Origin of the sequence: Algoriphagus lutimaris (assembly GCF_017051705.1) — a bacterium.
Taxonomy (GTDB): Bacteria; Bacteroidota; Bacteroidia; order Cytophagales; family Cyclobacteriaceae; genus Algoriphagus; species Algoriphagus lutimaris.
On sequence record NZ_JAFIDJ010000002.1, the window covers coordinates 823,726 to 838,239 of the forward strand.

A 14,514-nucleotide genomic window follows, 5' to 3' on the forward strand; every position below is an offset into this window, starting at 1 on the left:
ATCAAGACTTTGCATTTACATAATCCAATAAATACATGAATTCCAAAGTCAAATCCCCATCCCGGGCAATGGTGGCTCCTTCCAAAATTGGAGAAACATCTTTATTCAATTCTGGGATAACCCATTGGATCAGTTGATCTCCAAAATCAGTACTAGCTCCTCTAGGCAACTCGCAAGGGAGGTTATCAATGGCCATCACGGAAATACTGGTTTGATTGCCAAATGCTTCAATGGCTTCCCCTGTGTTTCTATCTACATCATACACTGGGTTCAGAATATTGGAAGCTTTCACGGTCGTAGGTATGGACCCATGAATGTCACAGGAGATATCTGCAATTACCGAAATTGCAAAATCAGGATGGTCAATATCTTTCAATTCAAACAACCTAGGCGCATCAGGATCCCAATAATGTGAGGCTATCAAAATTTCCCCTTCCTCCGCAAACTTTAAAAAATGGCTTTCATACTTTTCTGGAGTAGTGTAAAACTCTTCCTGATCATATCCTCCATCAGATTTGCGTCTATTATAATCCGAGGATTTTAAAACCAAATACACAGGCTCATCAAAATAATGGTGAAGGAAATCATGGGTAGAAACTTCTCTCACACCCAAAGTATCCAAAATTTCTTTAGCTCCTTTTCCTACTCTACCAGAACCGGTTACGATGATCTTGATAGGAGGTAATTGTACCTTTTGAAGCTCCAATTCCAGTTCTTTTTTATCAAAACACTGATAAGCCCTCTTAATATCAAATAGGTCCGTTTTCTTTCCATACGTCCACAAGGCATTATAGGCCCCAACTATTCCCGCCCATCTTCCAAATGCCACTACTCTTTTTCCAGATTCATCTTTCAGAACTTCATAATCCAATAAGCGAATATTTTTATCCAAAACCGCTTTTAACAAGCCACGGTTATAAGGCTGCTTTTTAATGGTATGCGAAAAGAAAAAAAAGGTTTTTCCCGGGATCAGCTGATCAATGGGCACTTCTTTTACTCCAAAAATAACATCACAATCACTCAAATCATCCACTACATCACAGCCCGCATGGATGTATTCCATATCAGTAAAGGCACGGTGAGGACTGGACTGAATATAAAAAGAATATTCTCCAGGATATTGTCCCTGAATATGAATGACTTGACTAGGAGTAAATGGAGTTCGTCTATCTGGGGGGTTTTTTCCTTCGCGGATAATTCCGATTTTCATAAAAATAAGGTTATCGGGTAATCGAATTATAAATGGGCTATATACTATTAATTTTCAGCTGGAGCATATTTTATAGTACGCACAGCCTTTTCGCTTCTGCCAAGTTAAAAAGAATTCTAAAAGCCCAATGGGCAGGAAGCCAAAAATGGTATAGACTTTTGTACACCATCTTTTCCACCTTGCTTTTTATGGGAATCATGATTCAATCCTTATTTATTCCTGCATCAAAATTTTTAGATCAAAATGCACTCATGACCTATTTGGGATATATGTTTGCCACTTTTGGAACTATCCTACTAGTCAAATCCACCAAGCAACTCCATCTCAAACAGTTCTTGGGAATTTCTGCACAAGAACAGTCCCCTCAATTAATCACCACTGGGTTATTTAGCCGAGTAAGACACCCTCTGTATTTGGGATTGGTTTTAATCTTTTTAGGCTATTTGTTGGTTTCTGCAACCTATACAGCTTTGATTCATTTTAGCTGTCTGATTCTATATTTACCATTTGGAATGTATTTCGAAGAAAAAAATCTAGTAGATCAATTTGGTAAAGCCTATCGGGAGTATCAAAAAAAGGTCCCTATGATCCTTCCTAGGTGGGGCAAAAAAAAGAGGGCCTAAGCCCTCTTTAATATCAATCTGTTCCTTTAAAGTCAACATCGAAAATCAATATCGAATTCGGTGGGATCCTACTGTTATTTTCAGAAGAACGATAACCATAAGGAGAAGGAATAATCATTCTTGCCTTGGTACCTGGTCTGATTCGTCTAAAACCGATATCCCATCCAGTAATTACATTTCCCGCTCCTACCTGGAATTTGAAAATATCATAGGCAGCTCCTTCTACATAGATATTATTTTCTCTGGCAATGGTTTCATCGGTGGTATCGAATACGGAACCATCTTCCATTAAGAAGCCAGTATAATCCGTATATACAATATTTCCGCCAGTAGGTCGAGACCCTACTCCCTCTTCTTGAACAATAATCACTACACCAGATGGGTCATGGATTCTATACAGACTGTCTACTTGAGCCGTGTCAATATAAGCCGCTATTTTCACAGAGTCGATGGCAAGATTCCCATCTACATCATAAACAGGACCCGTGTTGAAAGGATTATTTGGTTCGCAGGCAATAATTGCACTGAAAAGCCCAACTAAAAGGAAATAGAATAATTTCTTCATGTATTAATTTTCTCTTAGACCAGGTTTGATTTCCACTAATTCCACTTCAAAGACCAAAGGGGTATTTGGAGGTACTGGTCCCTGGCCATTTCTACCATAACCTAATTCAGAAGGCATGATGATGGTTGCCTTATCCCCAGTTTCCATTTGTCTAATTCCAAACTCAAAGGCAGTAAGAACAGAAAAGGAACCCACTCTAAATGAAAGTGGAGGATAATTATAATTGTCTCTATACAAGCCATTATCCTTGGCTACTTGTTCGATACTGGTATCAAACACTTTTCCACTCAAGAATTTACCTGTATAGTGAACAACTACTGTATCACCTACATAAACTGAATCTTTACTATTGGACAGCTCTTGCCAAATAATGTAATAGGCATTCGCCTGATCCTTGTATTCTTTGACATTGACTATGGAAGTAGTATCCAAATAAGCCTCAATCTCTGCTTTATCTTCTAAGAAAATAGCTTCTGAAGTCTCTTCAGTGTCAATACAAGATACAAGTGTAATGCTTCCTACAAGTAAGGAAAGAAATGAATACAGTTTAATTTTCATTGTGTTGGTATAGTTTTAATTGTTTGTCCTAAGTCTTGGCGGACTTATTTCTGAACATCTACTACCTCTACATCGAAGATTAGGATAGAATTAGGTCCAATCATAGCTCCAGCTCCATTTTCACCATATGCCAATGGAGAAGGTATCAAGAACTTCCCTTTAGAACCTTTTTTCAACAATAACAATCCTTCATCCCATCCAGGAATTACCTGACCCATTCCTACATTGACAGGAAGTGGTTCGTAGGGTCTTTGAGGATTATAAACATCATTCTCCTTAGCTAATTCCTCTATAGAAGTATCAAATAAAGTCCCGTCCAACAGGTAACCAGCATAATTCACATTCATGGTAGTACCTGGAGTGACTGGCTCACCTGTTCCTTCTTCTTCGATCACATAATATAGTCCGCTCTCAGTCTTATTCGCATTTAAACCCTTTTCCGCAACATATGCTTCAATAGTTTTTGCTTCTTCTACCAATAATTCCTTTGCTCTATCCGCTCTTTTTAGTTCTTCAGCTTCCATGGTTTGGTTGAAAAAAGCCTCAATTTCTAACTGATCCATGATTTCAAACGCACCTAATCTTACTTTTACTACATCATCCTCTTTCAAGAATGGAGGAAAATTCTCCCCAAAAATAATTTTGGCAGTAGATTCAAATGCGATGCTGTCTCCTTTTTTCAAGTTCAAGAAAATCTCATCCATCCCATTGGTAGGAGTAATGGAATCATTAGCCATCAAATAGCCTGGAAATGGCTGGTCTGCTGTGGAATAAATGACAGAGTCATCTCCATTGGTAATTTCCAAGTTGTAAAGAAGAAAATCTCCATTAGGAGCCGTCTCATTTCCCTCAGAAACGTAGGCGTACTCAATTCCGTCTTTTTCGGTTACTTTTTTCTTTTGACAAGAAGAAACTAGGGCTACCCCAAGCATCAAGACGATTAAAGCCAATAGGCTGTTGTTATTTTTCATAAAGATTAAGTGAATTTTCTAAGTAAAGTGTGGTGATAAAATCGGGCTTAATTTGCTCCAACAGGTTCAACAGGGAAAAGCGAATCCTGATTTTCTTCTACTAATTTTTCAAATCTTTCTACAGTTTCTTTTAGTCCCAAATTTGACTTACCTCCAGAAGCATTTTTATGTCCACCTCCATTGAAATATTGAGCAGCAAATTTATTTACTGATACTTCACTGGATGATCTGAAAGAGATCTTGATGCCATCTTCACGCTCTGAGAATAAAGCGGCCAATTTTATGCCATCCAAAGATAAAGCATAATTAACCAATCCTTCTGTATCTCCAGTCTGGCTTTGATATTTTTTAAGATCTTTTTTGCTGATGGCAAAATAAGCAGTATGTAGATCTTCTCGGACCACCAATCTTCTGCTGATGGCAAATCCGATAAATTTCAACCTGTTGACTGAATTGGAATCATAAATCCAATTGGCAATCTGGGAACTATTCGCTCCCAAATCCAATAACTCTGCCACTACCAAATGTACGTTTTTAGTAGTATTAGGATGTCTAAAACCTCCCGTATCAGTCATGATCCCTGCATAAAGACATTCTGCAATATCCTTATCGATCAAGGACTTGTCTCCTAGTTCATCGATCAACTCAAAAACCAGTTCACAGGTAGCTGCGGCCTGAGTACTTGAGTATTCAAAATCTGCGAAATCTTCAGGATCCTGATGATGGTCAATATTGACCACATAAGCTTTGGATTCACGAATCATCTCTCCCAATTCGTTTACCCTGTTCAAAACAGAGAAATCCAGGCAAAAGATAATGTCGGCTTCTTCCAGCTTATTAATGGCAATCTCCCGATGTTCAGGTTTGCTAAAATCCAATACGTCATCATTCCCTTTCATCCAGTTAAGGAAAGAAGGGTAATCGGTTGGAGTCACTACACTTACCTCATGTCCTTTTTTGATCAAGTAGTTAGCAAGACCCAAAGAGGAACCCAGTGCGTCAGCATCGGGCTTCACATGAGTGGTAATGAATATTTTTTTGGGGGATGAAATTTCTTTCTTAAATGAGGCTAATGCTTCCATTTTTTAGAATTAGCGGCACTTTGGCTCTAAGTAAGTCGCAAAGGTCACTAATTTTTTGACAAATCCCAACTTATGCATTTACCTGAAAATTAGCCGGATATCCGATAAATAATTTATAATACTCGGAAGATGGATTAAATTCTCCTATTTTTGCGCCCGAATTAAACCAATGTAAATAAGAAAACCCATGGCAACAAACAGAACATTTACCATGATCAAGCCGGATGCTTTTTCAGCAGGCAACTCAGGAGCTATCCTTAAAATGATTGAAGAAGCTGGTTTCAAAATCATAGCAATGAAAGCAACTCAATTGACCCCGGCTACTGCAGGTAAATTCTATGAAGTGCATAAAGAAAGACCTTTCTATGCAGATCTTTGCGCATATATGTCTTCTGGACCTATCATTGCGGCGATCTTGGAGAAAGAAAATGCAGTAGAAGATTTCAGAAAATTAATTGGTGCTACCAATCCAGCTGATGCTGCGGAAGGTACTATCAGAAAAATCTTCGCTAAATCAATCGAAGCAAATGCAGTTCACGGATCTGATTCTGATGAAAATGCAGCAATCGAAGGAAATTTCTACTTCTCTCAAATCGAAAGAATAGGATAATATACATACCCAATCTATTCTGAAGGCACCTCCATAGGGGGTGCTTTTTTGATTTTTATCAATTCCATTTCCAAGTTAGTGCCCTAAAAAATAGATTCTTCAAGTCTAACAAGGTTTCTATTTCGCCGTCTTTACAAAATAGCCATTTTGAAGACTTAAGGTTTTCAGATAAGAACCTAGACAAGAAATGACTTGATTAGCTCACTCCTAAGTCGGTTTAAGAACAAATGGAGTGATGTTCATTATAATGAGAACTTCCTTTTAAAGTAGGCAACAGCCTGAGTGAAGATGACTATAGCATCGCTACTGATCATGGTAAAAGTAGAAGAGTTAAATGGATATATTGGTTTTGCAGATTAAACCAATTACGCATGAACACTTCCCAGAGAACTATTTCAAAAATCGATGAAGAAACCCAGACTCTGGAAGACGTGATCTGCCTGGTTTTTTTGAGAGATTATTTCGAGGAGTTTTCCACCAAATCCGAAAAAGAGTAAATCATAATAATCTTTCGAAAAACCTGGGGAAAAATGTAGGAAAGAGGCCATCAAGCTTCACTCCAATTAATCTTTACAAAAGAGAATCTACAGCTAATCCAAAAAGTAGGGTTAGAATAAAATGAATCCTCCATTGATTTCAATAGCTGGTCTTTTATACGTAAAAGTGCTTATTTTACTACGTATTAAATTTAGTATGTATGTCTCCAACCCAAATAGTTCTTGTTGATGATCATGAGTTAGTTCGTGATGGAATTAAATTCCTATTGGAGAAAGAATCTGGTTTTGAGGTAATTGCTGAAGCTGCAGACGGCGTGGAAGCTTTACACGTAATTGCCAAAAAACAACCTGATCTGGTGATAGTAGATATTCGAATGCCCAATATGGATGGCATTGAGTTAGTAAGGCAGTTGGAACAAAAGTATCCCAATGTCAAAAAAATGATTTTGTCAATTCATAGTACTGAAGAATATGTAGTAGAATCGATAGAAGCTGGTGTAGATGGATACTTACTGAAAGGATCATCCAAAGATGAATTTATAAAAGCATTGAAAACAATTGCAGCTGGAAGCAAGTATTTCGCTGGTGATGTTTCTGCCATCATCATTCATCATTATGTCGAAAATAAACCTAAAGTCACCCATAAACCTAAATCAGTTCCTGATGAATTGGCAGCTTTGACCAATCGGGAAAAACAGATTTTGGATTTGATCCTGGAAGGGAAAGGCAATAACGAAATTGCAGAGGCCCTAAAGATCAGCAAAAGGACAGCAGAAGTACATCGCTTTAATCTGATGAAGAAACTTAATGTGAAGAACCTGGTTGAGCTTACCAATAAATCAAAAGAGCTACACTTAATTTAAACTTGGCAGTGAATCCAAATACTTTAAAAAGAATCTTCATATCTCTTTTTGAGAATTCTGAACTTACAGATAGGACTAGTGGAAATGGGGATTCAGGTAACTAAGTGTAGACGTGGGTAAAATGAGAGATTTAATTTTCCTAATATTAGTAAAGTGGCATAGCTCCTGAATAAAATTGATTTTATAACTACTTTTAAATCAATATTTTAATTACTTTTCTTATAGTTAAATAACTATCATTTTTTGCTTTTTTGACTCAAAATATTTTAATAATTTTTCTAAGAAATTTTTAACAATTCAACTTTTAAACCCAAAGTAAAATGAAAAATTTAAAGATTAGTTTATCTGCTTTTAGCTTTTTGGCTGCATTAGTGTTTTTTGGATGTGACAACAGTGTGACCGAAGATCAAACTCCATTGAAGGGGCCCGAAATGGGCTTACGATTAAGTACTATGACAGATGATGGGAAAGTGCTGGATACGGAAACTACTACTCCAATCCTAAACAAAAAATCCATTAACTCTAAAAGTAGATTAGCCACAGACCTAGCAGTTACCGGTGAGTTTAATACTCCATCTGGAAATTTCTATGATTTTAGTGCTGTCATGAATAGCAGCGGAATTCGTGGAGAAATGGTAGTGGATCATACCTTAGCGGGAAGGATTGAATCAGAAACGATTTGCGTCTCTAACGTAGACAATGAGGCCATCTTTGCCGTGCTACTTACCAGCGTAGAAACTCCTATTGGAGCTTTACAGGAGAACAACATTGTTTTCATCAAAGTGACAGACAATGGGGAAGGTAAAAACAGCGATCCAGATCAACGTAGTGATATTCTCCTAATCTTTTTTGATTGGTTTAATTTTTATGAAACACCAGAAGATTTTTTGGTAGACTTTCCTTGCTCTGCGGTATTTGACAATCCTAACTTTGTTGGATTTACAGATATTGAAGAAGGACAAGTTCAAGTTCGATAATAAGAAACCACATGGAATACCCGCATCATATTTGTGGGTATTTTTTATCGTACCTTCTTTTCATTTTAAGTCAAAAGGACACAAGTTTTTAAGGCTAGTTATTTGAAAACCTATTTTCAAATAACTTTTAAAATCAAGATTGCCCAACCACCTCAATTACAACGAATTCCTTAAATTGTTTTCTTTAATCATTCTGATTCTAGTATATATTTTAGAAATATAAAAATTAGGTTGATGAGAACTTGTTTTTACAATTGTTTGGGATGATACCAATTCACCTCACACAAAAAATTAATCAAAAATTCTTATTCTAACTTCGATGGCAGTTTTCTTTTTAGCTTGCCAAAAAAATCAATCCTGAACTAATATCTGCGGAATTGAAATCCGGATTAATTAAAAAGATTAAAAATCCTTAAAATTGAGCTTCGAGATTATATTCCGATAATTGTCAGAACTCGAAGAGCAGTATTGGCTCCCTAGTTATCGGAAATCTTTTTGAATAGGCTAAAAACCATTCACCCCCCAATCGCGATCATACTGCGATTATCGGAATGCAAGTCCGGATCGGATAATTTTTCAAGATTATCCATGCCGGCACGAACGGCCTTTTTATGAAAAATGGATTCCAAAATCAGGTTTTCTACATCTTCCCCAGCTCGTAAAGCTGTCAACAAATCGGTTTCCCGATTGGAAAACAAACAATTTTTTATCTTCCCGTTGGCAGTTAGGCGGATGCGATTACAAGTTCCACAAAAAGGATTGGTCACGGATGATATCACCCCAAAATCTCCCAGAAAACCTTTAATCTGAAATTTCCGGGCAGTTAGGTTTTGTTCGTCCGGTAAGGAAACCAAGTTTTCTGATCCAAAAGCAGCACCCACTTCCGCGAGCACTTCCTGTTCGGAAACCATTTTGGATCGATCCCATTTGTTCCCATCGAAAGGCATAAACTCTATAAACCGGGCAGATATGGGCAGGTCTTTGGTAAATCGCACAAAGTCAACCACTTCATCGTCATTCAGCCCTTTCATCAGTACGATATTCAACTTCACCTCAAAGCCTTCCCGGATAAACAAGTCCAGGTTATCCAGGGTCTTCTGATAACCTGATCTGCGGGTGATTTCCTTGAACCGTTCTTCTTTCAAGGTATCCAGACTGAAATTGACTTTTTTAAGCCCATGCTTTTTGAATACGGGAAGAAAGCGATCAGCCAAAATCCCATTGGTGGTAATGGAAAGGTCCACCTCAAATTGGGATAACCGGCTTAAAATATCTTCAAAATCCTTTCGAAGCAGTGGTTCGCCCCCTGTCAATCGAATCTTCTTTACTCCAAGACCCACAAAAGTTCTAGTTAGACTTTCTATCTCCTCAGCATTCATCAGGAATTTGGAAGGCGTCAAAGGAATTCCCTCTTCCGGCATGCAATACTTGCAACGCAGATTACATTTCTCGATCAGAGAAATCCTGAGATAGTCGTGTTTCCTACCAAATTGATCTTTGAGTACCTGAAGATGTTCAGTCTGCTGTTTCATGCTGAGCTCCTTTCAAGATTTTAAATACGTGTAATAAATGCGGGAATACCGCATCCATGGATTCTTTTGCTCCATTGGTACTTCCTGGCAGCGCCAAAACCAAAGCATCCCCAATTGTTCCTGCTACGGATCTGGACAGCATGGCATAAGGCATGATTTTCTGTCCATAGCTTCGAATAGCTTCTTCGATCCCAGGAATTCTTCTTTCCAGGATAGGTTCCAATGCTTCTGGGGTCACATCTCGTTTGGAGAGACCTGTACCTCCTGTGAAAATGATCAGTTTATTGGTATCTGCATATTCCAATGCCTTTTGACGGATCAATTCCAGTTCATCGGGAATAACCTCATAGGAGGACACCTCCACTTCCATGGATTTAAGTTTCTCTACAATGGTTTTACCTGCCGCATCTTCTTTGATTCCTTTGGAAATGGAATCCGAACAAACGATTACCGCAGCATTGATGGTTTTAGGGTTTTGTTGCTTGAAGCTACTTTTGCCTCCTTTTTTCTCCACCAAACCTACTTCACGGATTACAATTCCCTTGTCGATCGGCTTGAGCATATCATACATGGTCAAAGCAATCACAGATGCACCATGCATGGCTTCCACTTCTACCCCTGTTTTATATACCGTTTTAACAGTGATGTAAATATGTATTTCCAATCCTTGGATATCGTATTCCACAGCGGTGTATTCGATGGGAAGGGGATGACAGTCTGGTATGGTGATGTGGGTATTTTTCACGGCAAACAAACCCGCCACTTTCGCCATTTCAAAGACGTTGCCTTTGGGCACTTTATTTTCGACCACTGCTGCGATCGTTCCGGGCATGCTCACATGAACAATGGCCTTTGCCTTCGCAACTCGTAGCGTCGTTATTTTATGTGTAATGTCTACCATTCCTATATTATATTCTGGCTTTTCCTTCCTACCGCAACTGATCACTAAAAACTGTCTTCAAATTTCAGCTTTCTCACTTTATACTTCTTCCTTTCCCTCTACCTACTGCGACAGAATACTGTCAACTATTAACTTTCCACTGACTCTCCTCATTTTCAAAAATCTCCTTTCCGAAAATAGGAACCTCTGATTTCACTTGATTCACCAACCATTCGGTGGCTTCATATACTTGCTTTCTTCTAGGAGCAGACACAAAAACGAAGATACAGATACCTCCTACTTTCACATTTCCCAAACTATGGTAGATATGCATGCAGGTCAAGTCGAATTTCTCAAAAGCAGCTTCCCGGATTTCATGTAGCTTTTCATTGGCCATATCCTCATAACAGGTAAAGTCAATGGACTCTACCTTTTTACCATCTACTTCATCCCCTCGTACTTGTCCCAAGAAGATATTATGGGCACCAATGCTATGTTTGCCTTGATGCTTGGCAATCGAATCTGCTATGAATTCCGGAGAAATCGCTCCCTCAAGAAATACCTTTTTCATGTAATTTTTATTATAAAGTTATTAGCTACATGGAATCTCGCATAATCACTGATTAGTTCACAATAAAATCCTCCTGATTCCGTGCGATTTCATGTATCAATTAATTGTAATAAATCATTAGCACCCCCTCGAATCAACTTCAAATTCTGAAATCCTTTCTTGGAAAGCAACTCTGCTGCACTTCTACTTCTAATTCCAGATTGACAAAAGATTCTAAATTCTATTTTAGGATCCAACTTTTCACTTTCTCTTTCCAAGACCGAAAGAGGTATTTGGAGGGTATTCGAGAAAGAGACTTCCGGTTCTTCTCCAATTTCTCTGACATCTAGCAAAATAGAATCCCCATTTAATGCTTCCTCTGCCAATATCATGTCGAAGGAAACAGAAATATCGGGCTTTTTTGGGGAGGATACCTTCCCAAATTCAAATACTTGTTGGGTGTTTTGAAGCAAATCATATATCAACAGCTTACCCGACAGTACCTCACCGATCCCTAAAATAATTTTAATGGCCTCATTTGCCTGAAGCATTCCGATTAATCCCACAGTGGTTCCTAAGACCCCAGCCTCTGCACAGTTCGGCACGGATTGGTTTTCCTGAGGAAATATATCCCGATAGGAAGGCCCTCCTTCATAATTGAAAACGGAAACCTGACCCTGGAATTGATGGATGGAGCCGTATACAAAGGGTTTTCCAAATTCCAGACAGGTATCATTGATGACATACCGAATAAATAGATTATCCGTAGCATCTATGATCAAATCATAAGTAGGAAAAATTTCCTGAGCGTTTTTTGAAGTCAGAAATTCCTTGTACACCAAAACTTCCACCTTTGGGTTATTCTTAGAAATGGAAGCGGCCGCTTCATACGCTTTGTAAAAGCCCAGTTGATCCGGAGTATAAAGCACTTGCCGATGAAGATTGGATTCTTCAATTTGGTCTCCATCAATAATTCCGATGGTACCAACTCCTGCCGCTGCCAAATAAGGCAAAACAGCACAACCCAATCCTCCAGCACCTATCACTAGCACCCGGCTGTTCAACAGTTTTTGCTGACCGGACTCTCCCACTTGAGGTAAGGTTGTCTGACGGATGTATCGATTCATTTCAGCCTCCGGAAAAGGGTGGTAAGAAGGCGATTTCGTCCCCATCTTCTAATAGCTGTTCAGAGAGATTGGATACGATTTTCCTGTTCACCGCAATTTGAAAATTATATTCGCCCAAACTGTGTCGGGAGGTTAAATCTGAAAGAACTTTAGATAAGGTCATATTCTCCTCCGCAATATTTTCTGATTCACATTGAGCCGCCTCTGCTATAATTCCGAAATACTTTACCTGTATCATAGACTATAAATTTCTCCTAATTTACGAATGGAATGGTATTAAGATTCTTAAAAATTAACTCATCTTCCTATTCTTCTTTGATTTTTTTGGATGTCAAGTTCATCCCTTCTCACACGACAATGACTGCCATAGCCGCCATTTATCCTTTTCCTTTCAACTGATGGATGATCTCAATTGTTCCAAAATCAAGAATTACCTTTTCCCCAGACCGATTTCAACAGGGTTTTGATGATTTGATTTTCCTGTGATACTAATCATGGCTAGGTTTGTTAGGTGAGGCTAAGTAATTCTTCTTGTGTATTGATATTTCGTATTGCAGCTTGATCTTTTGGAGTAATGACTAATTTTTGATGCCTAAGGCTATCCACTAAAGGGCAAAGCTTTAAATGTTGCTGCTCAATGGCATATTGGAATGCCTGAAGCAAGGATTTTTGATAGCACCCGATTAAAGGATAATCATGCTTGCCATCTGAAAGGATAAAGACATCTTTATCGGATCCTTTTGCAGTTTGAATCAAAGCGGACAACACTTCTGTAGTTATCTTGGGGATATCACAACTTAAAATCAGATTGTACCTAAAGCTGGAATCAGCCAAAGCAGTATAAATTCCTCCGACTGGCCCTTGATCCTCCACCAAATCCGGAATCATGGGTAATCCAAAGCATGCATAAGCAACGTTCTTGGTTACCAAGGTAATGGTGCTAGTCATAGGAGTAACCGCATCCAGAATCCATTGAAGAAAAGACTTCCCATGAAATTCCACCAGCCCTTTCTCCGTATTCATTCTGGAGCTTTTTCCTCCACAGAGAATATAAACCGCTATATCTTCGTTGCTTCGGAGCATCAGGTCAATTAAAGTTTAAAGGGGATGTACATGACCTCATCCCCATCCTGGATTTCTTTTACATCATCAGGTACGAATAAAAACGCATTGCTTTGGGTAAAAGACACCAACATACTGGATGCCTGCTTTGGATAGACTTCCAATTCACCGGCATGTTCTCTCACCTGAAGAAATAGGGCCTTATTAAATACATTTTTATAATTCCCCTTCAATCTACCTTTTTTCAAATTGATGTCTATGGCGGCAGTTCCATTCATTTTGCGAATGGCCGCAGTCACATATATCAAGAAACATGTTAGGGAAGAAGCAGGATTCCCAGGCAACGCAAACACCTGCTTTTCCCCCTTTTTTCCATACCAAAGCGGTTTCCCGGGCTTTTGATTTACTTTATAGAATTTCTCCTGCACCCCATTTTTCTCCAGGCTTTCTTTGACAAAGTCATAATCACCCACTGAAATTCCTCCTGAGATCATCACGAGATCAGCTTCCAAGGCTTTTTGGATGGCTTGGAAAGTGTATTCTTTATCGTCAAGCACATGGGCAGAATAGAGCAAATCCACTTTCTCCGATTGCAGGGCAGCCTCCAACATATACTGATTACTTTCATACACTGATCCAGGTTCTAGAGGCGTTCCCGGCTCCTGAAGTTCATTTCCTGTTACAATTAGCGAAATTTTGGGTATACGTATGACTAAAACCTTGGAGATCCCTAAACCAGCCAAAAACCCCACAATCGCCGCATTGATTTGGGTTCCTTTTTTTAGGACAACCTCATCTTGTTTTATCTGTTCACCAATTTGTCTCACATTGGTTCCCTTCTCAGGCATTTTTAGGATTCGGATGCCATCAATTGTTTTCTCCACATGCTCTTGCATCACCACAGTATCTACCTGATCCGGAACTCTAGCACCAGTAAAAATTCTAAGGCAATCAGATATGGACACCTTAAATTCCTGGAAATCTCCCGCTTTGCTTTCGCCAATTAGCTTCAAATCTCCCTTCGCTCCATGTTGGAAGGCATAACCATCCATGGCTGATTGGCGAAATGGGGGGAGATTGATTGGAGCTTTGACATCTTCTGCTAAAACACACCCATTTACCTCAGAAAGAGGCAAAAGCATAGGAGCCAAAGCTTCTGTGTTTTGATCGATGATAGAAAGCGCTTGAAATACTGAAACCATAATTGATGTTGAACAAGGTACTAGGTTAGGTAAATTAAGTATTATTACGTATTTATTTCCATGAAAAGAGAATCCTCTCCTTTAAATCCTGCCAAGAAAAAAGAAATCTAAGCAATCCTTATTGCAAGACATAAAAAAGCCTGAAACCAATTTGATTCCAGGCCAATATTAATTCAGATATCTGTTTTCATCCATCTGACTTCTT

The 14,514-nt window shown here is 38.7% G+C and carries 17 protein-coding genes; 5 read left to right on the forward strand and 12 right to left on the reverse strand.

The window, feature by feature from the left end:
- Position 1: 1 nt before the first annotated feature.
- Entirely contained in the window at positions 2-1,210 is a 1,209-nt protein-coding gene (locus tag JYB62_RS14130; protein WP_205646067.1) for an NAD(P)-dependent oxidoreductase, read from the reverse strand.
- A gap of 32 nt (positions 1,211-1,242) precedes the next feature.
- On the opposite strand from JYB62_RS14130, the gene JYB62_RS14135 reads away from it, so the two are divergent.
- The gene (locus JYB62_RS14135) at positions 1,243-1,833 is read left to right on the forward strand and encodes a methyltransferase family protein (RefSeq protein ID WP_205646068.1); all 591 of its coding nucleotides are present in this window, start codon (positions 1,243-1,245) and stop codon (positions 1,831-1,833) included.
- A gap of 13 nt (positions 1,834-1,846) precedes the next feature.
- Here the strand turns inward: JYB62_RS14135 and JYB62_RS14140 are convergent, their stop codons facing one another.
- Genes JYB62_RS14140 through JYB62_RS14155 form a run of 4 tightly spaced genes read right to left on the reverse strand, consistent with a single transcriptional unit; the run spans position 1,847 to position 5,009 of the window.
- Positions 1,847-2,398, reverse strand: a complete 552-nt coding sequence (locus JYB62_RS14140) for an FKBP-type peptidyl-prolyl cis-trans isomerase (RefSeq protein WP_205646069.1) — start codon at positions 2,396-2,398, stop codon at positions 1,847-1,849.
- A 3-nt stretch (positions 2,399-2,401) separates the two neighbouring features.
- On the reverse strand, positions 2,402-2,956 hold the full coding sequence (locus tag JYB62_RS14145) for an FKBP-type peptidyl-prolyl cis-trans isomerase (protein ID WP_205646070.1): 555 nt from the start codon (positions 2,954-2,956) through the stop codon (positions 2,402-2,404).
- A gap of 44 nt (positions 2,957-3,000) precedes the next feature.
- The gene (locus JYB62_RS14150) at positions 3,001-3,927 is read right to left on the reverse strand and encodes an FKBP-type peptidyl-prolyl cis-trans isomerase (RefSeq protein WP_205646071.1); all 927 of its coding nucleotides are present in this window, start codon (positions 3,925-3,927) and stop codon (positions 3,001-3,003) included.
- Between the two features lie 47 nt (positions 3,928-3,974).
- Positions 3,975-5,009 carry a DHH family phosphoesterase gene (locus tag JYB62_RS14155; protein WP_205646072.1) on the reverse strand — a complete coding sequence of 345 codons (1,035 nt, stop codon included), beginning with the start codon at positions 5,007-5,009 and terminating at the stop codon, positions 3,975-3,977.
- Between the two features lie 187 nt (positions 5,010-5,196).
- On the opposite strand from JYB62_RS14155, the gene JYB62_RS14160 reads away from it, so the two are divergent.
- The 4 genes from JYB62_RS14160 (at position 5,197) to JYB62_RS14175 (ending at position 7,956) form a co-directional block, all read left to right on the forward strand.
- Positions 5,197-5,619, forward strand: coding sequence for a nucleoside-diphosphate kinase (locus JYB62_RS14160; protein ID WP_205646073.1), 423 nt, complete (start codon positions 5,197-5,199; stop codon positions 5,617-5,619).
- A 371-nt stretch (positions 5,620-5,990) separates the two neighbouring features.
- Positions 5,991-6,116, forward strand: a complete 126-nt coding sequence (locus JYB62_RS14165) for a DUF4202 family protein (RefSeq protein WP_205646074.1) — start codon at positions 5,991-5,993, stop codon at positions 6,114-6,116.
- Positions 6,117-6,316: 200 nt separating this feature from the next.
- Complete coding sequence (locus JYB62_RS14170) at positions 6,317-6,979, forward strand: response regulator (RefSeq protein ID WP_205646075.1); 663 nt, start codon at positions 6,317-6,319, stop codon at positions 6,977-6,979.
- A gap of 320 nt (positions 6,980-7,299) precedes the next feature.
- Complete coding sequence (locus JYB62_RS14175) at positions 7,300-7,956, forward strand: hypothetical protein (RefSeq protein WP_205646076.1); 657 nt, start codon at positions 7,300-7,302, stop codon at positions 7,954-7,956.
- 515 nt (positions 7,957-8,471) lie between these two features.
- Here the strand turns inward: JYB62_RS14175 and moaA are convergent.
- The 7 genes from moaA to JYB62_RS14210 all read right to left on the reverse strand — a co-directional run bounded on the left by moaA (position 8,472) and on the right by JYB62_RS14210 (position 14,309).
- Positions 8,472-9,488: a GTP 3',8-cyclase MoaA gene (moaA, locus tag JYB62_RS14180; RefSeq protein WP_205646077.1), complete on the reverse strand. Its 1,017-nt coding sequence runs from the start codon at positions 9,486-9,488 to the stop codon at positions 8,472-8,474.
- On the reverse strand, positions 9,472-10,389 hold the full coding sequence (gene moaCB, locus JYB62_RS14185; RefSeq protein ID WP_205646078.1) for a bifunctional molybdenum cofactor biosynthesis protein MoaC/MoaB: 918 nt from the start codon (positions 10,387-10,389) through the stop codon (positions 9,472-9,474). Before moaCB ends, moaA begins: the two co-directional genes overlap by 17 nt.
- A gap of 121 nt (positions 10,390-10,510) precedes the next feature.
- Positions 10,511-10,939: a molybdenum cofactor biosynthesis protein MoaE gene (locus JYB62_RS14190; RefSeq protein WP_205646079.1), complete on the reverse strand. Its 429-nt coding sequence runs from the start codon at positions 10,937-10,939 to the stop codon at positions 10,511-10,513.
- Between the two features lie 89 nt (positions 10,940-11,028).
- A complete protein-coding gene (locus tag JYB62_RS14195) occupies positions 11,029-12,090 on the reverse strand; it encodes a HesA/MoeB/ThiF family protein (RefSeq protein WP_243431587.1) in 1,062 nt (353 codons plus the stop codon).
- The gene (locus JYB62_RS14200; RefSeq protein WP_205646080.1) at positions 12,047-12,283 is read right to left on the reverse strand and encodes a MoaD/ThiS family protein; all 237 of its coding nucleotides are present in this window, start codon (positions 12,281-12,283) and stop codon (positions 12,047-12,049) included. Before JYB62_RS14200 ends, JYB62_RS14195 begins: the two co-directional genes overlap by 44 nt.
- A 269-nt stretch (positions 12,284-12,552) precedes the next feature.
- Positions 12,553-13,128, reverse strand: a complete 576-nt coding sequence (locus JYB62_RS14205) for a molybdenum cofactor guanylyltransferase (RefSeq protein ID WP_205646081.1) — start codon at positions 13,126-13,128, stop codon at positions 12,553-12,555.
- Between the two features lie 8 nt (positions 13,129-13,136).
- On the reverse strand, positions 13,137-14,309 hold the full coding sequence (locus JYB62_RS14210) for a molybdopterin molybdotransferase MoeA (RefSeq protein ID WP_205646082.1): 1,173 nt from the start codon (positions 14,307-14,309) through the stop codon (positions 13,137-13,139).
- Positions 14,310-14,514: the final 205 nt, after the last annotated feature.